19 protein-coding genes and 2 pseudogenes are annotated in these 23565 nt (G+C 39.9%); 7 read left to right on the top strand and 14 right to left on the bottom strand.

Annotated elements, in window-relative coordinates; translation table 11 throughout:
• Position 1: 1 nt before the first annotated feature.
• The gene (locus CYK55_RS02180; RefSeq protein ID WP_034690601.1) at positions 2-982 is read right to left on the bottom strand and encodes an AraC family transcriptional regulator; all 981 of its coding nucleotides are present in this window, start codon (positions 980-982) and stop codon (positions 2-4) included.
• A 122-nt stretch (positions 983-1104) separates the two neighbouring features.
• Here CYK55_RS02180 and CYK55_RS02175 point away from each other — a divergent pair, with 122 nt between their 5' ends.
• The 6 genes from CYK55_RS02175 (at position 1105) to fucO (ending at position 8173) form a co-directional block, all read left to right on the top strand.
• On the top strand, positions 1105-2283 hold the full coding sequence (locus CYK55_RS02175; protein WP_051536318.1) for an MFS transporter: 1179 nt from the start codon (positions 1105-1107) through the stop codon (positions 2281-2283).
• 40 nt (positions 2284-2323) lie between these two features.
• On the top strand, positions 2324-3772 hold the full coding sequence (rhaB, locus tag CYK55_RS02170; RefSeq protein ID WP_034690600.1) for a rhamnulokinase: 1449 nt from the start codon (positions 2324-2326) through the stop codon (positions 3770-3772).
• A gap of 15 nt (positions 3773-3787) precedes the next feature.
• Positions 3788-5044, top strand: a complete 1257-nt coding sequence (rhaA, locus tag CYK55_RS02165) for an L-rhamnose isomerase (protein WP_126133869.1) — start codon at positions 3788-3790, stop codon at positions 5042-5044.
• A gap of 488 nt (positions 5045-5532) precedes the next feature.
• Entirely contained in the window at positions 5533-6357 is an 825-nt protein-coding gene (rhaD, locus tag CYK55_RS02160; RefSeq protein WP_034690595.1) for a rhamnulose-1-phosphate aldolase, read from the top strand.
• A gap of 17 nt (positions 6358-6374) precedes the next feature.
• A complete protein-coding gene (locus CYK55_RS02155) occupies positions 6375-7016 on the top strand; it encodes a sugar O-acetyltransferase (RefSeq protein WP_126133868.1) in 642 nt (213 codons plus the stop codon).
• 5 nt (positions 7017-7021) lie between these two features.
• Complete coding sequence (gene fucO, locus CYK55_RS02150) at positions 7022-8173, top strand: lactaldehyde reductase (RefSeq protein ID WP_034690591.1); 1152 nt, start codon at positions 7022-7024, stop codon at positions 8171-8173.
• A 119-nt stretch (positions 8174-8292) separates the two neighbouring features.
• Here the strand turns inward: fucO and CYK55_RS02145 are convergent, their stop codons facing one another.
• The 13 genes and pseudogenes from CYK55_RS02145 to CYK55_RS02085 form a co-directional block, all read right to left on the bottom strand.
• On the bottom strand, positions 8293-9009 hold the full coding sequence (locus CYK55_RS02145; RefSeq protein WP_010736418.1) for an MIP/aquaporin family protein: 717 nt from the start codon (positions 9007-9009) through the stop codon (positions 8293-8295).
• 1 nt (position 9010) lies between these two features.
• Positions 9011-10794, bottom strand: a pseudogene (gene glpO, locus CYK55_RS02140) (type 1 glycerol-3-phosphate oxidase).
• Between the two features lie 54 nt (positions 10795-10848).
• Positions 10849-12345 (bottom strand): glycerol kinase GlpK, encoded by a 1497-nt coding sequence (gene glpK / locus CYK55_RS02135; protein ID WP_034690589.1) that lies wholly within the window; start codon positions 12343-12345, stop codon positions 10849-10851.
• Between the two features lie 112 nt (positions 12346-12457).
• Positions 12458-13918, bottom strand: a complete 1461-nt coding sequence (locus tag CYK55_RS02130) for a helix-turn-helix domain-containing protein (protein ID WP_034690588.1) — start codon at positions 13916-13918, stop codon at positions 12458-12460.
• Complete coding sequence (locus CYK55_RS02125; protein WP_034690586.1) at positions 13908-15206, bottom strand: NAD(P)/FAD-dependent oxidoreductase; 1299 nt, start codon at positions 15204-15206, stop codon at positions 13908-13910. Before CYK55_RS02125 ends, CYK55_RS02130 begins: the two co-directional genes overlap by 11 nt.
• 275 nt (positions 15207-15481) lie before the next feature.
• Complete coding sequence (locus CYK55_RS02120; RefSeq protein ID WP_034690584.1) at positions 15482-16159, bottom strand: response regulator transcription factor; 678 nt, start codon at positions 16157-16159, stop codon at positions 15482-15484.
• Positions 16160-16182: 23 nt separating this feature from the next.
• Positions 16183-17058 carry a sensor histidine kinase gene (locus tag CYK55_RS02115; protein WP_051536313.1) on the bottom strand — a complete coding sequence of 292 codons (876 nt, stop codon included), beginning with the start codon at positions 17056-17058 and terminating at the stop codon, positions 16183-16185.
• 272 nt (positions 17059-17330) lie between these two features.
• Positions 17331-18191, bottom strand: a complete 861-nt coding sequence (locus CYK55_RS02110; RefSeq protein WP_034690602.1) for an aldo/keto reductase — start codon at positions 18189-18191, stop codon at positions 17331-17333.
• Between the two features lie 26 nt (positions 18192-18217).
• On the bottom strand, positions 18218-18895 hold the full coding sequence (locus CYK55_RS02105; protein ID WP_126133867.1) for a type 1 glutamine amidotransferase domain-containing protein: 678 nt from the start codon (positions 18893-18895) through the stop codon (positions 18218-18220).
• Positions 18896-18911: 16 nt separating this feature from the next.
• A complete protein-coding gene (locus tag CYK55_RS02100; RefSeq protein WP_034690580.1) occupies positions 18912-20018 on the bottom strand; it encodes an NADH-dependent flavin oxidoreductase in 1107 nt (368 codons plus the stop codon).
• A 96-nt stretch (positions 20019-20114) separates the two neighbouring features.
• Positions 20115-20549: a MarR family winged helix-turn-helix transcriptional regulator gene (locus CYK55_RS02095; protein WP_126133866.1), complete on the bottom strand. Its 435-nt coding sequence runs from the start codon at positions 20547-20549 to the stop codon at positions 20115-20117.
• Positions 20550-20706: 157 nt separating this feature from the next.
• Positions 20707-20980 (bottom strand): annotated as a pseudogene (locus CYK55_RS02090) (helix-turn-helix domain-containing protein).
• Positions 20980-22599: a glycoside hydrolase family 13 protein gene (locus CYK55_RS02085; RefSeq protein WP_126133865.1), complete on the bottom strand. Its 1620-nt coding sequence runs from the start codon at positions 22597-22599 to the stop codon at positions 20980-20982. Before CYK55_RS02085 ends, CYK55_RS02090 begins: the two are co-directional and overlap by 1 nt.
• A 311-nt stretch (positions 22600-22910) precedes the next feature.
• Between CYK55_RS02085 and CYK55_RS02080 the strand changes: the two genes are divergently transcribed.
• Positions 22911-23546 carry a recombinase family protein gene (locus CYK55_RS02080; protein WP_034690450.1) on the top strand — a complete coding sequence of 212 codons (636 nt, stop codon included), beginning with the start codon at positions 22911-22913 and terminating at the stop codon, positions 23544-23546.
• Positions 23547-23565: the final 19 nt, after the last annotated feature.

Raw genomic sequence — 23565 nt, 5'->3', positions numbered from 1 at the left:
CTCAACGTCGTTTACGAATGGCGATCGGCGTATCCCCAAAATATTCTCGATATTTTTTGTAAAAATGTGTTTTATTGGAAAAACCTACACTAGCCGCAATCTCCTCAATCGAAAAACGGGTAGATCTAATTAGATCCTGCGCTTCATGTAAGCGTTGGTTTGTCATCAACTGTTTGAAGGATTTACCTGTCTGTTGTTTTATCAAATTAGATAAATAATTCGGATTATACCCTAACTCCTCTGCCAATCTTTTTAGGTTCAATGTTCGATAGTCACTTTCGATCCGTTGCAGGATTTTGATCATCAAATTACTTTGTCCATCTTTTTTATATATCTTTGCTAATTGCGAATGATACACCCTAGAAAGCTGTAAAAATAACACTTGTGAAAAAGCGTTCATGATTTCATTTCCTAGATGTTTTTTTGAAAAATATTCGAGGATCATTTGATCCAAGGTGACTTGGATCTCTGGTTCTTTTGCTAAGTGTAACAAAAGATGTGTTTCATTATAGCCGGGTTCTAAAATGGCATTCATTAAAAAATTATAGGTCAATCCCCCACTGCGATTATCGATTTTTTTCAGAAGATCGATGTTGATATCATTCGTTTTGAATAAGAAATTCAGCAAAATATCATGTTCACCCAAAGGCATCAGTTCATGGCGACTATTTGTATCTAAAAGTAATAATTGTCCTTCTTTCAAAGTGATTGGCAGACCGTTGACGATCTGTTCTGAAGTACCGCAATACATATAATTGAATTCTAAAAAATGGTGGGAATGTAGTGGATAATGCGCAAAGCGTCGATGTTGGCGAATCAAAATATTATTTTCTTGAAAAAGATGATGATCGTCTAATTTGAATTGTTTGTCCTGTTCATCTAAGTTTTCTCCTTCAAATTCCTTGATCCATTGCCTTGTCTTTTGCTGTTCTATCTCTTCGGGTGTATACGGCAGAAAGATCTTTTGTACAAAAGGATTCATGGTTTTCCTCCCCCTTGATATGTAAATTTGACACCAATATAGTAACATACTGACATTGTTGTGAAAAGGGTTACAAGATATGATGAGTGCAACAAATACATCTTCATCTGGAGGAACAAGCTATGAGAAAGACTTGGTTGATGAAACTGTCACTGTTATCCATTTCCTTAGTTTTAACGTCGAATACTGCTATCGCATCTGCTTTACCGATGATGTTAGGCTACTTCAATGATCAATCGGCTTCATCCGTCGAACTACTGATGACCATTCCTCAACTAACTGTTGTGATTTTTATTGCTTTGAGTAGTTTGATTGCAAAAGCCATCGGACAGAAACAAACTGTCTTACTTGGGTTGTTGCTTGCTGGAGTTGCTGGCGTGTTACCTGTCTTCACTGCCAACTTCTATTTATTGATGATCTCTCGCGCATCATTAGGTGCTGGCTTTGGTCTCTTCAATTCGTTGGCGGTCAGTATGATCAGTGAATTTTTTGAAGGCGAAGAAGCTGCCACATTGATTGGCTTCCAATCCGCCTTTCAAGGGTTAGGAGCGGCAGTCATGACCTTCACTGCCGGACGTCTCCTCACTTTTGGCTGGCAAAAAGTATTCTTAGTTTACTTGATCACCATTCCGATCATCTTCTTATTTATGGCTTTCGTCCCCGAACCACCAATAAAAAAAGAAAACCCCACTTCCAAAAAAGAACTATCAGCAAAAGGGGCACTCCGTCCTACCACGATCATGTATGGCATTTTGATCTTCTTTCTCTGTATTTTCTACATGATCGTTGTCGTTAAGCTTTCAACCTTCATCGTGACTGAAAATCTAGGAACAGAATCAGATGCCGGAACGCTTCTTTCTTTTATGCAGATTGCTAACATGGTTGCTGGTTTCTTATTCGGGTTGATTTACAAAGGATTGAAACGATGGACGTTGCCTATTTCTTTTTTCATCATGGCAGCAAGCTTGTTCCTCATCTTGACAGCCAATCATTTATTTATGATCGGTATAGGGGCAGCACTCAATGGTATCGCATTTGCTTTATTTGTTCCTTACATCTTCAACGATGCCACTCGTTTAGTTCCACAGTCAGCCAAAGCAAGTACCACTTCTTTTATTCTCGTCTTAGCCAATATCGGTAATTTTGTTTCACCATATGGGCATCAATTATTGGAGACATTCGGTATCGGTTCGGATGCTTTACAAAATATTTTTATCAATGGCTGTATTTTGATGACTGTTTTAGGTATTCTTTTTCTTCTCCTTACTTTTAAAAAGAAGCCACTCCCAAATGAAGTCTAGTTTTCATTGATTCAAGCAAAAACAAATTGGAGGAATGTTGATGAATTATCTTGCAATCGATATTGGCGCATCTAGTGGCCGTTTGATCCATGCCAATCTGAACGAATTAGGCATTTTTAAATTACAGGAAGTCCATCGCTTCAAGAATGGCTTCGAAAAAGTCGATGGTGTCGCAAAATGGCCATTGACACATTTAATCACAGAAATCTTAAAAGGATTCGAGAAAGCTAAACGACAAGGAATCACCGAATGTTATGTGGGCATCGATACTTGGGGCGTTGATTATGGCTTGCTTGATGCTGATGGCAATTTGCTCGATGACCCAACCAGCTATCGGGATGATCGTACGAAAGAAGCAATCTCGCACTTTGATCAAAAGTTACCACTAGACAAACTTTATCAAAAAACAGGTATCCAACTACAGCCATTCAATACAGTATTCCAATTACTTGTTGAAAAAAATGAAACGTTAGCAAATGCCCATCACTTATTATTGATGCCCGATTTACTCGGCTATCTTTTCACAGGAAAAGCTGTCACTGAAAAAACAAATGCTTCCACCATGCAGCTTCTGAACTTAAAAACGCGGAAATGGGACCCCGATATTTTAGCCGTTTTAGGTATTGATGATACGCTTTTCCCACGGATTACAGATCCAGGACAGATCCTAGGCGAATTGCAAACAGACCAATTTCCTAAATATGATTTACCAAAAGCAACATTTATCACAATTGCATCTCACGACACAGCTTCAGCAGTCGTCGGCACACCGGCAACAGGCAAAGATTGGGCATACATCAGTTCAGGCACTTGGTCGTTGATGGGTGTAGAGATTCCTGAAGGCATTTCAACAAAAGAAGCATTTGAAGCTAACTTTACAAATGAATGGGGTGTGCAAGGAACCATTCGCTTCTTAAAAAACATCATGGGTATGTGGTTAATCCAAGAAGTTGCTCGTTTGCAAGATGGTGCCTATAGTTTTGCTGAATTGGCAGAACTGGCAGAACAGGAAGCGCCTTTCCAACAATTGATCAATGTCAACGACCCACGTTTCTTGAATCCCCAAAATATGATTCAAGAATTACAAGATTATTGTAAAGAAACAAACCAATCTATCCCTCAAACCCCTGGTCAACTGGCTCGTTGTATCTATGACAACTTAGCTTTGTGCTATGCCCTCGAACTAGAGAACTTAGCGCGGATCACCGGAAATGAATTTCATAAACTACACATTGTCGGTGGGGGTTCAAATAATACTTTCCTCAATCAGCTGACAGCCGATATTTGCAATATCGAAGTCGAAGCTGGACCAGACGAAGCGACCGCGATTGGCAATCTAATGGTCCAAATGATTGCAACGAACGGCTACGGTACGTTGCAACTGGCGCGTAAAGCGATCAGAGATTCTGTTTCATTAACCACTTTTCACCCTCGACATACCGAGGAAATGACACAAGCACTTGCTAGATATAAAGAATTTTTAATATAAAAGGAGAGATTCAATATGATGAATGTCAAAGAACGTTATGAAGAAGCCAAAGCAAAATATGCGAGTATCGGTGTCGATACTGAAGAGGTCTTGCAGAAACTCGCAGAAGTAAAAATTTCGATGCATTGTTGGCAAGGCGATGATGTCAAAGGATTTTTGACGCCAGATGGAGAACTGACTGGCGGCATCATGGCTACAGGAAACTATCCTGGAGCCGCACATACGCCGGACCAATTACGCCAAGATTTAGAAAAAGCTTTCTCATTGATTCCTGGGAATCATAAATTGAACTTACATGCCATGTATCTAGATACAGATGAACCGGTCGATTTAAATGAGATCGAACCAAAACATTTCGAGAAATGGGTCGCATGGGCAAAAAAACAAGGGATCGGTCTTGATTTCAACCCAACCTTCTTCTCTCACCCAATGATGAAAGATGGCTTGACACTTGCTCATCCAGACAAAGAAGTACGGGATTACTGGATCGAACATGGGAAACGCGCTCGTAAAATCGCCGAGTATATGGGAAAAGAAATCGGACAAACGTGTATCGATAATTTTTGGATGCCTGATGGAATGAAAGACAATCCAATCGACCGCCTATCTCCACGCCAACGGTTGATGGAATCTTTAGATGAGATTTTCTCAGAAGAACTCAACGAAGAATATACACAAGATGCCGTGGAATCCAAACTATTCGGACTTGGTGCCGAAGCTTACACAGTAGGTTCACACGAATTTTATATGGGCTATGGATTGACACGTAACAAATTGATCTGCCTAGACGCAGGACACTTCCATCCAACTGAAGTCATCTCCAACAAACTTTCGTCTTTAGCCTTATTCTCAAAAGGGATCATGCTTCACGTCTCTCGTCCTGTGCGTTGGGATTCAGACCATGTGGTGATCATGGATGATGAATTACAAGAAATCGGCAAAGAATTAGTCCGCAATCATTTACTTGAAAAAACAGCGATCGGTCTCGATTTCTTTGATGCAACCATCAACCGGATCGCCGCATGGGCAATCGGCACAAGAAATACGCAAAAAGCATTGTTAAAAGCCATGCTTGAACCAATCGAAGAATTAAAAGAAGCCGAACTAAACTTCGACTTCACCAAACGCTTAGCCTTCACTGAAGAATTAAAAGATTTCCCATACGCTGACGTTTGGAATTACTTCTGTGAAATCAACAACGTCCCAGTAGGCATGGACTGGTACCAAGAAGTCCTACAGTACGAAAAAGACGTACAAAGTAAGAGGTTGTGAAAGAAGCGTTCTGGCCTGAGCAGTAAGATAGAAAATCAAAAAATAGCTCCTCATATTTTATGATTTTTTAGCTTAATGTTGAAGGTCAGCTTCTTGAACACCGTTTATCATAGGTCGTGAGAAAGCCGTTCAGCTCCGAGTATTAAGACGGAAATCGAGAAAATAGTTTCTCATCTTTTTTCAATTTTTGATTTAATATTGAAGGAGTTGGCTTTCGAACACCATTTATTAGGTCGTGAAAGAAGCAATCTGCACTAAGGCATAAGACTGAAAATCGAAAATGGCTGGTTCATTTTTGATTTTTCTGGCTTATGACCGAAGTGTTGCTTCATGAACACTATCTATCAAGTTGTAAAAAAGCCCCTCGCCGATCAACAGAAGCCTTCGAGAATCCGTCTAACTGATTTTGAGGTTCTTTCTGTTGATTTACAAAATAACTATACTACATGTTCCTTCTATTCATCAGAAAAAGAAAAGAGGTCTCACTCGTGAAAAAATTAGCGATGCTCACTGCTCCATTTGTACAAGAGATGATTCAAGCAACAACCAATATGTACCGCCTAGGATGGGATGAACGTAATGGTGGGAATATCACCTATTTATTAGAAGAAGCACAAGTCTTACCTTTTATCGACCCTACGAAAGTTTTACGAACACTGCCGTTGCTATTTGATGCCCAACAATTAGCCGGAAGATATTTCTTAGTGACAGGGTCTGGAAAATATTTTAAAAATGTACAGGAAGCACCAGAAGAAAATCTTGGCTTGATCCGTGTGACCGCAGATGGTCACGCAATCGATATTTTATGGGGATTAATCCCTGATGCTGTTCCAACTTCTGAGTTACCAAGTCATTTCATGAGCCATATTGCTCGATTAAGTGTCGATCCAGATAACCGCATCGTCATGCATTGTCACGCAACACACTTGTTAGCCATGACTTTTAGCCATCCACTTTCTGAACGAGCATTTACTCGTACATTATGGCAAATGTGTACCGAGTGCTTAGTTGTCTTCCCAGAAGGCATCTCGGTCATTCCATGGTTAGTTCCCGGTTCGAATGAAATCGGCGAAGCAACTGCTGCAAAAATGAAAGAAACCCGTTTAGTCGTTTGGCCACAACATGGGATCTATGGTTCTGGAAAAGATATGGATGAAACATTTGGTTTGATTGAAACAGCTGAAAAAGCTGCTCAAGTCTATACGATTGTCATGGCTCAAGGTGGCATCAAACAAACGTTAGAAGATGGCAATTTGAAATTACTGGCTGATGCGTTTGGAGTTGTCCCACGTGCTGGCTATTTGAACGATTAACAATCGTGAGGTGCAAAATGAAATCCAATATCGAAAAAATGATTGTTGGTGAGGTCTATCATCAAGATGAAGAATTATTGCAACTTCGTTTGGTCACGAGAGATCTCCTTTATGAATTCAATCATATCCATCCCCGAAAATTAGCGGAACGTCAGCAATTAATCAAAAAAATGTTCAAGCAAACTGGGGACAAACTCTTTGTTGAACAACCCTTTCATTGCGACTATGGAATCAACATCACCGTTGGAGAAAACTTTTTAGCAAATAATAATTGCACCTTGCTTGATGTTGCTCCGATCACGATTGGTAGAGACGTCTTGCTTGCTCCAAATGTGGGGATCTACACAGCCGGCTATGCCTTAGATCCTGTTTTACGTCAAGAGTACCAAGCAGAATTTGGGGCGCCTGTTACGATCGGCGACAACGTCTGGATCGGTGCAAATACATCCATACTGCCTGGGGTGACAATCGGTGATCATGTAGTGATTGGAGCTGGAAGTGTCGTCACGAAGGATATCCCAGCTAATTCTTTAGCAGTAGGAAATCCTTGTCATGTGGTGCGAACATTCAATAAAAAGGATCGCACCTATTATTTCAAAAAACTGCGTTATCCATCAGAATATATAATTTCTGAAACCGACCTACCTAAAGGAGAGTAAATCAAATGGCAAATCGAATGATTTTAAATGAAACATCCTATCATGGAAAAGGGGCTATTGCAGCTATCCCAACGGAATTTCATGCAAGAAATTTCAAAAAAGCAGTTGTGATCACCGATAAAGAGCTGCATAAAATCGGTGTCGTAGCAAAAGTCACCACCTTATTAGATGAGGCAGAGATTGCTTATGAAATCTACGACGGTATCGTACCTAATCCAACGATCGAGAATGTCAAAGAGGGTGTGGCTTTCGTTCAAGAAGCGAAAGCGGATGTGATTCTGGCAATTGGCGGAGGTTCGCCGATCGACACAGCCAAAGCCATTGGAATCATCGTAACAAATCCAGAATTTTCTGATGTCCGTAGTCTAGAAGGCGTGGCAGATACAAAACATCCAAGCTTGCCGATCTTAGTTGTTCCGACTACTTCTGGTACGGCCGCTGAAGTCACGATCAACTATGTGATCACTGACAAAGAGCGTTCTCGTAAATTTGTATGTGTTGATCCTCATGATATTCCAATCGTTGCCTTTGTTGACAGTGATTTGATGATGGGCATGCCGAAAGTCTTGTGTGCGGCAACTGGGATGGATGCGATGACTCATGCTATCGAGGGATTGATCACGAAAGGTGCATGGGAAATGAGTGATATGTTCCATCTCAAAGCCATTGAGATCATCGGTCGTAGTTTAGCCGATTCCGTGAATGGTGATCCAAAAGGCCGAGAAGATATGGCTTTAGGACAGTACCTTGCAGGAATGGGTTTTTCAAATGTTGGTTTAGGTCTTGTGCATGGCATGGCGCATCCTTTATCCGCATGGTATGATGTCCCCCACGGCGTCGCTTGCGCTGTCTTATTACCAACGGTCATGAAATACAACAAAGAGTTTACAGACAATAAATATCGAGAAATCGCGAAGGCATTGAACATCAAAGACGCAGAATCTCGTTCCATCGAGGATATTCGTGATGCCGCTTGCGAAGCGATTGATGCTTTGTCGAAAAAAGTTGGTATTCCTGCGACGATTTCCGAACTAGGTGTCAAAGAAGCGGATATTGCAAAAATTGCTGAAGACGCGTTCCATGATGTCTGTACTCCAGGAAATCCAAGAGAAACGAACGTGTCAGAGATCATCGACATCTATCAAAGCTTGATGTAAATTTACCGTCTCTCTTGTTAATTGTTATTATGACTTGGCTGATCAATAAAAAATGGTTCTCTTGGTTTGTGAATAACGACCAAGAGAACCATTTATTTTGATATAGAAAATTTGTTTCATTAAACCATCAACGTGTACATGCCTACTGCGACGATTGCACCAACCATTGGTCCTGCAATCGGTACCCATGAATAACCCCAGTCGGAACCACCTTTATTAGCGATTGGTAAAATCGCATGAGCGATACGTGGACCTAGATCACGAGCTGGATTGATCGCATAGCCTGTTGAACCACCTAGTGATAACCCGATAGCTAAAATCAATCCTCCAACAGCAAATACATTTGTTCCACCAGCAAATTCTGTTTGGCCAAATGCCAATAGTCCTAAGACTAAAACGAACGTACCAATCAACTCCGTAATAAAGTTAGCAGGATAGTTGCGGATGGCTGGTCCAGTCGCAAAGGTTCCTAAGATTGCCCCTTGATCCTTTGTTGCTGACCAATGTGGCAAATAAGATAACCAAACAAGTACCGCACCAACGATCGCACCTAATAATTGCGCAATGATGAATGGGAAAACTAAGTTCCAACCGATTGCGCCTGTCATTGCCATTCCGAGTGTTACCGCCGGATTTAAATGAGCAGGTCCCATGAAGCCTGAAATAAAGACTGCCATTGTTACTGCCATTGCCCAACCAAATGCAATGACGATCCAACCAGAGGCTTGCGCTTTACTTTTGTTTAAATTCACTGCTGCACATACGCCGTCCCCTAAAAGGATCAAAATCATCGTTCCAATAAATTCCCCCATGATTTGGGTCATGTCTGCATTCATTTTATTTTTCTCCTTTCAGGTCACGTAAGTCTGACTCAGCGATCAGTTGCTCTAAATGTTGCGTTTCACGTTCTTTTTCTTCGTCTGTCCATTCAAAGTATGCAGCAATCGCATCAATGATCGGTTGTTTGATGGTATCTAACTGATCTCTTTCAAAAAGTAGATGGTTGGTACGGCGAATCAAATAGTCACCTGGAACTAAAACCATTTCGTTTTCTAAGCCGTAACGCAAACGCGCAGATTCTGCCAAAGTCAATCCTGGATAAGGACTCATTTCTTTCGCTAATTCAAAGATGTGTTTCGCATTTGTGCCATAGAAATCTGCGATATATGCAGCATCTTTTTCATCAAGACCTGCTTCCACACCGATTTTTGTATATTCTTCGACCATTTCTTCTTGTTTCGTCGGATCAAAATCGCCGCCTGAGATCGAATAAGTCTTGGAATCAATCTCTTTTACAGTTACACTATACTCTTCTTGTAACAGTTGACGGATCAATTTCATCGCGCCTTCTGCCATTTTGCGATAATCAGTGATTTTACCACCAGATAAAGTAACTAGTCCATCTGGTTCACGTTCTAATGAACTACCGCGAGAAACAGTTGATGGTGCTTTTTCATCACGACTACTTTCTAAATGATTCAACACATCTTCGACTTCTACACGTGATACCTTGCTTTCTTTGTAATCCGTCACCGTATCAACGACTTTACGGAAACTTTTATCAGAGATCGAACCGTTGTCACCACCGTTGTAGTCAGAACCAGCATTGCCGATCAATAACGGACGTAATCCTACCCAACTTGATTCGATATCAGCCAAAGTGATATTTGCTTCTGGATAACGATGATTGATCACATCTAGTAAATAATCCACATCTTCCTGTGTTACCTGAGGATCTGTAAAATCGCCTTGGTAATCGGTATCTGTTGTCCCAAAATACGTTTTATTTTCACGAGGAATCGCAAAGACCATCCGACCATCTTGTTTTCCTGTATCGAAATAAGTAGGCTGTGGCACAGGCAGTTTCTTCGCGTCTACCACTAAATGGACGCCTTTTGTCGGACGCATTTTTGGTGAGATTGCACGCTTGAAGTTCAGGTTACGGATCTTGTCCACCCATGGTCCACTTGTGTTGATCACTACTTTTGCTCGGATCTCAATGACTTCATCACTTAACAAATCACGCGCTTTGACTCCGATAATCTGGTCGCCTTCATAGATAAAACCGGTAGCTTTCATTTTACTGACCAGATATGCTCCGTCTTCTGCCGCTTTTTTGATATTATCGATCACTAAACGGGAATCATTGTTCCGGAAATCCAAGTAAACCCCTGCACCTGTTAACCCATCTTTTTTAAGAAACGGCTCACGTTCAAGAACTTCTTCAGGTGTCAACGTATAGTTTTCATACTTCGTTCCAGTTACTTTTGCTAATTTATCATAAAGATCCATCGCTACTTTTACAGAAAACATATTGAATGTCGTTGCGCCTTCTCCTTCATAAATCGGCAATAACATCGGATCTGGTTTAGGGATATGCGGTGCCACTTGTTGTACCACTGCACGTTCGCCTACTGTATCTGCTACCACTTCAACATCAAACGTTTTTAGGTAACGAATCCCCCATGAACTAACTTGGTTGAGCGTGAAGAAGTTCCTTCTGCAAAATCCTGCATTTCGATCAAACCGGTTTTAATACCAGAAGCTGCTGCTTGGATTGCGACACCTGCACCAGTGATTCCGCCTCCAATAATCAAAAGATCTAATTCTTCTTGTTTCATGTGGTCAATGTTATCTTGTCTTGTTTTTTTTGAAAACATCTTGTGTTCCTCCCTTTACTCAAATGCTTGAGTTGCTTTCACTGCTTTTTTCCAACCAGTATAAAGTTTTTCTCTACGCTCTTCTGGCATTTCCGCCTCGAAGATTTTACCAGCTTCATAAAACTCACGAATTTCATCCGTATCTTTCCAATAACCAACCGCTAATCCTGCAAGAAAGGCAGCACCTAATGCAGTGGTCTCCAAGTTACCGGCACGTTGGATCGGTACATTCAAGATATCTGTTTGGAACTGCATCAAGTATTCATTATTGGCTGCACCTCCATCAACTTTTAACACAGGAATCTGGATGCCTGTATCATCTTGCATCGTATCGATGATATCTCGAACTTGGTAGGCAATGGATTGTAATGTCGCCTTAATGATATCCTCTTTCGTTGTTCCTCGAGTAAGACCAAACATCGAGCCACGTGCTGCTTGATCCCAGTAAGGAGCGCCAAGTCCAACAAAAGCAGGTACGACGTAAACTTCGTCATCACTAGTCGAACGCTTCGCTGCGTCTTCTGAATCACTCGCTTTTTGTAGCATTTGCAGACCGTCACGCAACCATTGGATGGAAGAACCGGCAACGAAGATACTCCCTTCTAGCGCATAATAAACCTTTCCATTTATCCCGTAACCAATCGTCGTCAACAGATTGTTTTTAGATAATTGTGGTTTTTCACCTGTGTTCATCACAATAAATGAACCTGTACCATACGTATTTTTGACCATTCCTGGCTCAAAAGCCATTTGACCGAATAAGGCTGCTTGTTGGTCTCCTGCCATACCAGAAATCGGTGCTTCACTACCATAGAAGTGATACCCTTGTGTATAACCGTAAACCTCTGAATTTGAGGTTACTTTCGGTAACATCACTCGCGGAATATTCAGTAGATCTAAGATTTCTTGATCCCAATCCAATTCATGGATATTGAACAACATTGTACGACTCGCATTCGAGTAATCGGTTACATGCGCTTGTCCATCTGTCAACTTCCAAACAAGCCAAGAATCGATCGTTCCAAACATCAACTCGCCTTTTTCTGCTCGCTCTTGTGCACCTTCTACATGGTCTAAGATCCAGCGAATCTTAGTAGCAGAGAAATACGCATCAATGACTAAACCAGTTTTTTCATGGAAAAACTCTTGGTGTCCGTCTTCTTTTAATTTATTAGCAATACCAGCTGATTGACGCGATTGCCAAACTACAGCATGATAAATCGGACGTCCTGTATCTTTTTCCCAGATCACTGTTGTTTCACGTTGATTCGTGATACCAATACCAGCGATTTGTGTTGGCTTGATACCAGATTCAATAAACGCACCTGCGATAACTGATTGTACGGAGTTCCAGATTTCATTCGCATCATGTTCTACCCAGCTTTCCCGGGGAAAATATTGCGTGAATTCCTTTTGCGAACTACCGATGTGTCTTCCTTTTTTATCAAAGATAATCGCTCGTGAGCTTGTTGTCCCTTGGTCAATCGCCATGATATAAGTTGATTCTGTCATTATGATCTCCTCCATTTTTGCAAACGCTTTCTTTAACTACTTTTATGGTACACCTATTTAAGGAGTAGAAACTGCCAAAAAAATAGCAATTCACTTTTTTTTTGACAGTTTTTTAATTTTTGGCTTTTTTCTCTTGCTCGATTTTTTGCTTTAACCTTAAAATATCATAACTTGAAGCAAACTCAGATAGATAATAGTACTCTTGACCTTTTTTATCTTGATTGAAGGTGATCACAAAATCATAACTTTTTTCTGGTTGGACTTCTTCGATCACGATTCCGCTAATCCCCTTTAACTCTCGAATCAAGAACTGTTGGAAAGCAACCCGATAGATTGGTAAGGATTGTAGATCGATGCCAATAACTACAGATTTTTCAATATAGAAATCGATCATCATCAAAATATTCGCGTATTGACTCATCAGATTATCCAAAACTTGATGGGTCAATTTTTTCATAGGGAGCTGTTCGACTGTCGTTTTTTTCAATCGTTCAAGTAATTGAGTCAACGAATCACCCAACATGCGTTGTTGTTGGATGAGTAAGTGTGGTGGATCATAGATTGTTAAATAGCCAGAAAAAAAGTATAACTCATTATTGATTTGTGCCAAGTGATACCCAATTGTTTTCTCTTCCTTGATTTTTAGACGCCTTGGTCGATAATGCCACAGCATGGTTTCTCGAATATACGTATCCAACACCGCTGTAGGTAACTTTTTGCTACGAGTCAACTCGTATTGATAAAATATCTCTTCCTCCAGTACCGAGAAAGTAACGAGAAAACTATAAAACAGCATCGACTCATACGCCGTAACATCAGCTGCTGTTCGACTAAGATATAAAGAAATCACCGGATGGATGGTCTGGTACAGTTGATCTTCTTGATATAGTTCTTTTTTCTCTTTTGTACCAGAAACCTTCATCTTATCTGACAGTAACCTTTTCCGTGTAATACCGATCCATGTCGCAATTTTTGTCGATGATTGTGGGGAAAAAGTTGTATTCAACACATGCGCCAATCCTACTATCAACGGACGCTTATCTGGAGTATCTTGTAAATACTGTGGTCTTTGTGACTCTGGGAAAAATTGAAATAAGGAATAATAAAAATAACGGATCTGGAGCTCTTCTCCTTGGATTTGTCCATTCTTTATTTGTAGAGAGAACTCTTTCAATAACTGATTTAATTCTTTGGTTTTTCTAAAGACAGAGGATTCACTGATCGTAAAAGCTGTTGCCAAACGAACACTTGAAGCTTGTTGATGTTCAAGAAGATACGTCAAGATCTGATATTTCACGCTTTGTTGTACCAAAAAAAGCATGATTTTTTCTAAACTCGTATGCTCATCTAATTCAAGGACGACTTGAAATTCATTTTTTCGGACAGAAATCTTTTTTTTCATCATACGACCGATCAATTCAAGGTCTTCGATATATTGGTCGAAGGCAGATTTTGATAGTTTCACAGAGGATCGCAACTCATTGATTGAAGCGGAACCACCTTCTAATACAAGCATTCGTAAAATCTCAATTTGGATTTGCTCTTTTTTTTCTAAAAATTCTTCAATCTTCATCGAAAGAATCAACCACCTTTACAAGAGCTGTTGGCGCTCGATACTCTGGTTGAAAGAAGAATTCACGCGCTTCCAGGTCTGCGAGTGTCCATCCTTCCTCAACTGCTAAAGTCAGTCGGTCTAAAAGATAGAAAATCACTGATTGGCTATGACATTGCGCACCAATCAGTTTTCCTTCTTCTGTCAATAGCACTTTTATTTGGATTAACTCCTGATTCGCAGCAGAAGCTCTGGTCGTTAAATATTGTGTGTTGATTTCCCCAGCATAAAAGATACTTTCGCTTGCTGTTAAACCGACACTCCCAAAATAATGTCCGAACCAGTGATTACCAATTGGACGATACGTACCTAAATCCTTCTTTTGTTGCCCACTGATATTTTTACTGGCGATCTTCGCCGTTCGAATCGCATTGTTGACTAAAGACACGTACATCTTTTCTTGCGTTGGTCGATAGGTTACTTGGATGGCATCGCCGATCGCATAAATATTTTCTTGGGATGTTTGCAAGTAGTCATTTACCCAGATTGTCCCATCATCATTCAATTGCAAAGATTCTTCCCATAATTGATTATCTGGTCGAGTATAATTTGCTAACAAGACTAAATCATACGTCTCACTTCTTTTTTCCGTGAAGATCTTTGTTTGTTCTGCTTCAATGATTTCTTGTACTTGTTCATTTAAGAAATATCGAATACCTCGATTGTTCAGCTCGCGATACAACGGCTTGATCATCTCTGGATCAAAATAGCGGAATAAAACTGTCGATTGGCTTTCATACAGATGAAGTTCTTTTCCCAGGTTCGCTAATCCTTCGATGAGTTCCAAGCCAACTTGCCCTGCACCGATCACTGCGATTTTTTTTGCACTTCCAATACGTTGGTGGAATTGTTGCGAAGTTTTAGGATCTTTGATTTTCCAAATCGTGTCGTTTTCTTGTGTACTAAAACGGAAGCGTTGTTGTGAGCCTGTCGCAATCACAAGAAAATCGAAAGACAATATTTCCCCATCATTTAATTGGATTTGTTTTTTATCGCTGTTTAGCGCAGTCACTTCTGTTTCTACACGTACTGCTATCTGATGTTCTTGAGTCAATTGCTCTTTAGTCATCCAATAATGATGGGCTTCTTCATGAAATTGCCCTTTTAAGATCAAATTGATACTATTTGGGATAAAGCCTATCCGCGCTTGCTTCTCAATAATGATTATCTCACTTTCTGGACAGTCGTTGCGCAAAGAAATAGCTGTCTGAATGCCCGCAAATGAGCCACCGACGATTACGATCCTCATATGTTATTCCCCTCTTTTTCATCTGTTATCCTTAGAGTATCATTTCTTAGAAAACGTTTCAATCAGTAAAGGGTATCGTGGTAGACGCCCGCTGTAAATAAGCAGATAATCCCGTTCACTAAGCCACGCTATTGAGCTAGACGAACGAAAAAAATTAGTTAAAACATCGAAGATAAAAACACAAGGAGCACTCGAAATTTGTTGGTTTTCGAATGTCCCTTGTGTTTTTGTGCGTATAGCCTACCTGACTTATGCCACGCTTTCTGATCTTAGCTTTAGATTTTATAGCCAATGCCCCAAACAGTTTTAATATAGGAAGACTGCTTGTGCGTGTCATGCATTTTTTCTCTTAAATTTCGAATGTGGACCATAATGGTATTATTGGAGGAAGTATAATATTTTTCGCCCCAAATTTCATGAAACATTTCTTCAGAGCTAATGACTTGTCCCTGTCGTTCCATCAATAATTTTAAGATGGAAAATTCGATTGGTGTTAGAAAAAGCTCCTCTTCCTGTAAAAAACATTTTCGTTTATCAACATCTAATACCAAATCTTTAACGATCAATTTGTGTTTATCAAATCCATTGTACTGAGTGGATCGCCGAATCTGGGCCTTCACTCGGGCAATTACTTCTAATGGGCGAAAGGGCTTCGTAATATAATCGTCTGCGCCAATCGTCAATCCTGTGATCTTATCGATTTCCTCGGTTTTTGCGGTCAACATGATGATCGGATATTTATGATTTTTTCGGATTTCTTTACAAAGTTCGACCCCAGAGATGTCCGGTAGCATCACGTCAAGAATTGCCAGTGAAAATGTATTTTGTTCAATTTGTGCTTGAGCAGATTTCCCATCAGAGCAAGTCGTTATTAAAAAATTCTCGTTCTGCAAATAAAAGACAATTAGGTCTGAAATTTCTTTTTCATCTTCAACTAAAAGTATTTTTTCCAATCGTATCGACCGTCCTTTTCAACTTAGTTGCTTTCTGATACCTTCATTTTTGTATTACCCAAAGGCAAAGTAACAAGCATCTGGATCTCATTATCTTTGTTGGCAGCTTGAATCGTTCCTTGATGAGCCAGAATGATTTCTTTGGCAATCGCTAGACCTAGACCCGCACCGCCGGTTTTTGTTGAACGGGCTTGATCAAGGCGATAAAACTTTTCAAATAATGCTTCTAGCTGCTCTTGTTCGATAGGCTCACTTTGATTGGCAAGAATAAAGGTTGCTTGATGCTCAGAAACCGATAGTTCCATTGTGATCATTGTATGTTCAGGTGCGTAGGCGATCGCGTTTTTCAACAGATTATTCAATACTCTGGCTAACTGTTCACTATAAGCTTCAATTTTCAAGCTTTCCGGTCCGATATAACGAACCTCTTGTCCTTTTTCTTTCAGCAACGGGTAAAATTCTTCCTGGATTTGTTTTAATAAGAACACAAAGTCAAGTTCTCGTTTAAACAATTGGATATCTTGAAGATTGAATCGAGTAATATCGAAAAATTCATTCATCAGTGTTTCCAACCGCTCAGACTTTTCAAGAGCGATAGTCAGAGACTGAGTCATTTGTTCGTTCGTTAAATTTTTTGTATCCAATAATAGGTTGAGGTAGCCGATCACGGAGGCTAAAGGTGTCTTCAAGTCGTGAGCCAAATAAGTGATTAAGTCCTTTGTTCGTTGAGTTTCTTCCTTTAGGAGGGTTTCATTTCGGTTCATCGTATTTTTTATTTTTAACAATTCATTATCGATTGGCATACTTCTAGTCGAAGCTTCCGTAAAACCAGAGAAAAAAGGCTGAATAGTCAACAAGTTGGCGATACCTTTATTGCCACCAAAGTCATCGTCATGCAAGTCAATTAGATAGCTAGAAAAGCTGGTTGATTAGAAAAAAAACTAAATGTACCACCCATATACTTTAAAACACACACCAATCTATCTTGATTGATACTTCGATCCTATCCAATTGTTTGGAGAATGATATGATCCTAGTTTTCTAAGTATTTCAACAAAAAAGTGCTGGTAGAAAACAAGACTGTTTTCTACCAGCACTAAGTATTAAAGAACTACTTTTTAGAAACACTACAAACTTCTATGCTCTCTTTTTTTACACATCAGTACATTGGTTATTGATTCGCTTGATTGATGGAGATATTATGCAGGTTTTCAACTAATGTTCGATGTTCACGAGGTCCAGTTGACTCTGGTGCTTGATCGAGCTGTTCGATCAAAGTCACTTCTTCTTCTGATAATCGGAAATCAAAAATGGCGATATTTTGCTTTATACGATCCACATGGACAGACTTAGGAATTGTGATAATCCCTAGTTGTGTTTGCCAACGTAAAATGATTTGTGGGACAGTTTTTTGGTATTTTTCAGCTAATTCCTTTAAAACGGGTTCATCAAAAATCCCATCTTTTCCTTGGTTGAAGGGACTCCACGCTTCAGTCACGACATCAAAATGAGTGGCTGTTTCTCTTTGTTGTTTTTGTTGACGGTATGGATGTTGTTCGATTTGGTTGATCACCGGCTTGATCCGATGATTCAAAATCAAATCAGTCAAACGACCGGTTGAAAAATTAGAGACTCCGATTGCCTTTACTTTGCCTGCATCATAAAGTTCTTCCATGGCACGCCATGCGCCATAATAATCATTGTAAGGCTGATGGATCAAGAAAATATCAATGTAGTCTACCCCTAATTTTTGTAAAGAACGTTCATACGCTTTGTATGCGCCCTCGTAAGAAGCATCAGTGACCCATAACTTGGTTGTAATAGTGATCTCTTCTCTTGGAATCCCACTTTTTTTGATTGCCCGACCAACGGCTTCTTCATTGTAATAAACAGCCGCAGTATCAATCAGGCGATAGCCAGCATTCAGCGCTTCTAATACGACTTGCTCACATTCTTCTTGATCCCAGATTTGAAAGACACCAAATCCAAGTACAGGAATTGTCAATCCGTTGTTCAAGGTCCGTGTTTCCATCATTGATTTCCTCTCCAAACTCCACGTTATTTCGTCAATTCAGCAGCGACTTTTTCTCCTAATAAATGTGCAGACTGTGGGTTTTGTCCTGTTAATAAACGCCCATCTGCATGAACAACTTCAGTAAAAGCTTTCCCTGCCTGATAATCGGCCCCTTTTTCCTTCAATGAATCTTCGGTCAGGAAGGGTACGTTATTCGTTGTTCCATTTAATTCCTCTTCTTCATTACTAAAGCCAGTCACTTTACGTCCAGCTAAGATGGACTGTCCGTTTTCATCAACGACAGGTAATAAGCCTACGACACCATGACAAACCGCTGATACGATCCCATTATTTTTGTAGATCGCAGAACCAATCTCTGCTAATTTTTCTGATCCGGGGAAATCCCACATCGTTCCATGACCACCGGCATAATAAATCGCCGTATACTCTGTTGGATCCACTTCATCCGGACGTAACGTTTGGCCTAACGCACGATTACGAAAGTCTTCATCTTGGTAATAGGTCCAATCCACTTGATCCATATCTACTATACTTTTTGGTTCCAATGGTACGTATCCGCCATTCGGGCTAACAAAATCAGCTTCGATCTTGTTTTTGACTAATACATCATAAAAATGAGTCAATTCACTTAACCATAAACCTGTTGGACGCTCGATATTGTCGTATTTTTCTACATTTGTCAAAACAATCAAAACTTTCATTTTTTCAGCTTCTTTCTTAGATATTGATGGTTGATCCATAGCGTTGATCAAGAAAATTATACAACGGACTTGGTAAATACAAGTCTTTGTATGCTTCAGAAAAAGGTTTCGTCACAAATTCAGCATCGCGACCTTCTAACAACTTGACCGCCCATTCTGGATCTACCAACATTTGTTGACCTACTGCTACAAGTTCCGCATGAGCTAACACAGACTCGACATCTTTGCGGTTACGGACATTTCCTACACCTACTAAAGGGATTTTCCCTTGAATCGTTTCGTGGACATATTCAAGAATTGATTTTTCGTTGTAGGTTTCAGAACGAGCCACACGATCATATGTGTTCAATGAAACATGCAGATAGTCTAATTTCGTTTCACGTAATTGCTCCATCAACCAAATCGTTTCTTCAAAACGGATACCTGGTGTTTCAAATTCTTCTGGTGAAAAACGATAACCAACAATAAATGGTTTAGTTGCGTGTGTTTCAACTGCTTGGAAGACAGATTTCAATAATTCTTCAATAAAATGATAACGTTTCTCTAAAGAGCCACCCCATTGATCTCCTCTACGGTTAGAATGAGGAGAAAAGAATTGTTGGATCAAGTAAGTATTCGCACCATGTAGTTCTACTCCGTCAAATCCTGCTTCAATGGCTCTGCGTGTTGCTTCTCCAAATGCTTGGATCGTTTCACTGACTTCTTCATCACTTAATGCCCGTGGTGTCTCAGCATCTGGACGTTCTGCCGGAATCGCACTAGCAGATACTGTTTGTTCTCCTGATAATGTCGCACGGCTTGTCATACGACCGCCATGGAAGATCTGCACGATTGCCTTAGCACCTTCACCTTGAATGGCTTGTGCTAACTCGCTTAGACGAGGAAGCATTTCATCATGGGCAATACTTAATTCCCCTGGCCAACCTTTACCGATGTCTTGCACATTTGCCGCACCAGTGATCACTGCTCCTAATCCTTTTGATCGTTGTGCATAATATTCGATCTCGTCTTTTGTGATTACCCCATTAAAAAAGCTAAGTTCTGTAGTCATTGGTGATAGCATCAACCGATTTTTCAGCACACTACCTGATGGAAATGTGATTGATTCATTGAATTTTGCCATTCTTCTTCCTCCAATATGACGAATGTCACTTATTTTTTCTCGTATTTATTTAACCACACGATTAGTTGCACATGCAACTGTTATGTTTAAAAAATTTTATTTTTTTTGTAATTTATTGGTCGCCTCATTCAGCTCCTGAGAAAGTCGCTCGCTCTCGGCAACACCTAAAACAACTTTATATGCGTGGTGCAGCTCATCCCAACTACTGTCGATCTCTTTGACAAATTCACGACCTTCATCAGTTAAAAATACCAAAGATAACCGTCCTTCTGTGACCGTTTTGACATAGCCTTTATATTCTAACTTTTCTACGAAACGTGCAATCGTTGAAGGCGCTGAATACAACATCTGCGCGATATCTTTTTGAGGAATACCGTTTTTTTCTTTCAAAATCAGTAAGATAAACCCATAAGTAGGTGCAAGTCCCGTTTTCTTGAAGGCTTCATCCGCTAATTTGTTCAATACTCGATCGAGCTTCTTCACACTAAAAAAAAGACATTCTTCTAACGAACGTTCAATTGATTTCCCCATTTTTACACCTCCTGTTAGCGTACATATCATAGTATGATTTAGTGGATTTGTCAAAGAGGAGAACATTGATCGTTTTGTACCATACCTTTGATACTATTTCCAATGAAGTCCTTCACCTAAAAAAATGGATAGATGATCTGCTTAGATCACCTATCCACTATGCAAACTCGACTTTCAACTCTTTTCCTAGAGCATGAGCAAGTTTTGATAACGTATCGAAACTTGTATTGTTTCCTCACTCAATACGCGCTACTGTCGATTGAGGTAAAGAAGCCAAATCTGCTAATTCACGTTGTGTTAATCCGGCAACTTCTCTGGCATTCATCAAAGCGATTGCGCTTGATAACTTAGCATTCTCTGTTTCAAAATTATTTTTGAATACTGATTCTTTCAATTTTTTCTAGATAACCATCAAGTTTAACTGTTGCCATCACCCAATTTTCACTACAAATGCTTCATAAGGACGTAATTCGATTTCTCCTACAGGTACTTCTCGATCATAGTTGGCAATGATTAGTTCCGTTGCTTCTTGCGGAATAGTCCATTCATGTGTTTGCTCGGATAAGTTACAGACGATCAACCAACGTTCTTCATTTAGTGTACGATAATAAGCAAAGACCTCAACTGGCGTTTCTGTCAACAATTCATATTCTCCCCAAACGATGATCTCATTGTGTTTGCGTAACTCGATCAAGCGTTTGTACGTATAGAAAATCGAAGAGGAATCTGCGACTGCTTGTTTCGCGTTGATGGTTTTGTAGTTTGGATTGACGGATAGCCAGGGCATTCCTGTCGTAAATCCACCATGTGCTGTTTCATCCCACTGCATTGGTGTACGTGCATTGTCACGTCCTTTGTCATTGATAGACTGCACGATATCTTCTTTATGATAGCCAGCTGCAAGTCGTTCGTGATACATATTGATCGTTTCGATATCTTTTGCTTCTGAGATGTCCCGGATTGGCGCATTTGTCATGCCTAGTTCTTCCCCTTGATAAATATAAGGAGTCCCTTTCATCATGTGTAGTAAAATAGCAAACATTTTTGCACTTTCTACACGATATTCCTGATCATTCCCCCAACGTGAAACAATTCTCGGTAAATCATGATTATTCCAAAACAAACTGTTCCAACCTTCATCACCTAACGCTGTCTGCCATTTTGACAAAACTTTTTTCAGTTCAGAAACATCTAAAGCTTTTAGATCCCATTTATCCTTACCTTCTTGTTGGTCCAAACTCATATGTTCAAATTGGAAGATCATGGATAGTTCATTTCTTTTAGGGTCTGAATAAAGCTTCGCGATTTCTGTCGTTGCGCCCCAAGTTTCACCTACCGTCATCAAATCTTTGTCGCCAAAGGTTGCTTGATTCATTTCTTGTAGGTATTCGTGAAGCCGTGGCCCATTATTGGTGATTTCTTGATCGGGTAGTTTGCCGATCGTATCGATGACATCCATGCGGAACCCGCCAATTCCTTTATCGATCCAAAAATTCATCATGTCATAGACTTCTTGTCTGACTAGCTCATTCTCCCAATTCAAATCGGGTTGTTTCTTGCTGTATAGATGCAAATAATATTGACCAGTCGCATCATCAAATTCCCAAGCAGGTCCACTAAAAATCGAACGTAATGTATTAGGCACATCACCATTGACTGGCTCACGCCAGATATAATAATCTCGATATGGATTGTCTTTGCTTTTTCGTGATTCGATAAACCATGGATGTTCATCAGAAGTGTGATTGACGACTAAATCCAAAATGATTTTGATGCCTGATTTCTTCGCTTCCTCAATCAGTTCGTCCATTTCAGCCATCGTCCCAAATTCAGCCATGATTGCTTCATAATCGCTGATGTCATAGCCATTATCATCATTTGGGGATTCATAGACAGGAGAAAGCCAAATCGTATCGATCCCTAGATAGGTTAAATAATCTAATCTTGAAATAATCCCTCTTAAATCACCGATTCCATCCCCATTCGTATCTTGAAAGCTACGTGGATAGACTTGATATACCACTGATTGGTGCCACCATTTTTTCTCCATATGTTCCTCCATTTGTTTTGTCCTATTCTTAAAGAATTGTAACGCTTACAAAAACAAGAGTAAACAGGCAGAAACATGTTACCGATAACATTAAAATCCAGGATTTAGAAATAAAACAGCGCGTGGGGAAAGTTTCAATTCATGGAGTATGCCTTAAAACAGAAACCATCGATTGAAATAAGTAGAATTTGCTATCAACATGTCCGTTTAGAGTGTACCCTAAATAGACACTGGCATGACATTGAAAAATCTGGTTTTCTAGTGTATGATTAGGGTGTATTTTAAATAGTTGCAGAAAGTAGGTAAAAATTTTGAGAGTTGCATACATACGTGTCTCATCGATTGATCAAAATGAACAACGGCAAATTGAAGAAATGAAAAAGTTTGGCGCAGAAAAAATTTTTATTGAGAAACAATCTGGAGCAACGATTACTCATCGACCAATTTTCCAGGAAGCTTTAGAATTTGTCCGAGAACAAGATATTTTTATCGTGGAAGCCATCGACCGACTTGGAAGAAATTATGACGAGATCATTGAATCGGTCAATTACCTTAAAAAGAAAAATGTGCAGCTAATCATCACTAGTTTACCAATCATGGCTGAAGCAATTGGAAATCCTCTCCTGGATAAATTCATCAAAGACTTAATCATTCAAATCTTGGCTATGATTGCCGAGCAAGAGCGTACTGAATCTAAACGACGCCAGGCACAAGGAATTAAGATTGCTAAAGCAAACGGCGTCTATAAAGGACGGCCTAAGCTATATAGCGCAGACACAAAAGATCCTCAACGTCGCCTTGTTTATAAAAGTATTGTTGAGGATCTAAATCAGGGGGTTGCTATTTCAAAAATTGCTAAAGCTTACAATATTACTAGACAAACAGTGTATAGAATTAAACATGAAATCAATAATAAGAATACCTATATAAAGACAACTAATCATTAACCAATTAAAAAACTCTTAA

It is taken from the genome of Enterococcus mundtii (assembly GCF_003957375.1).
GTDB classification, from domain to species: domain Bacteria; phylum Bacillota; class Bacilli; order Lactobacillales; family Enterococcaceae; genus Enterococcus_B; species Enterococcus_B spodopteracolus.
The sequence above is the reverse complement of the archived record's forward strand: the minus strand, read 5'-3'. Positions and strand labels throughout refer to the sequence as shown.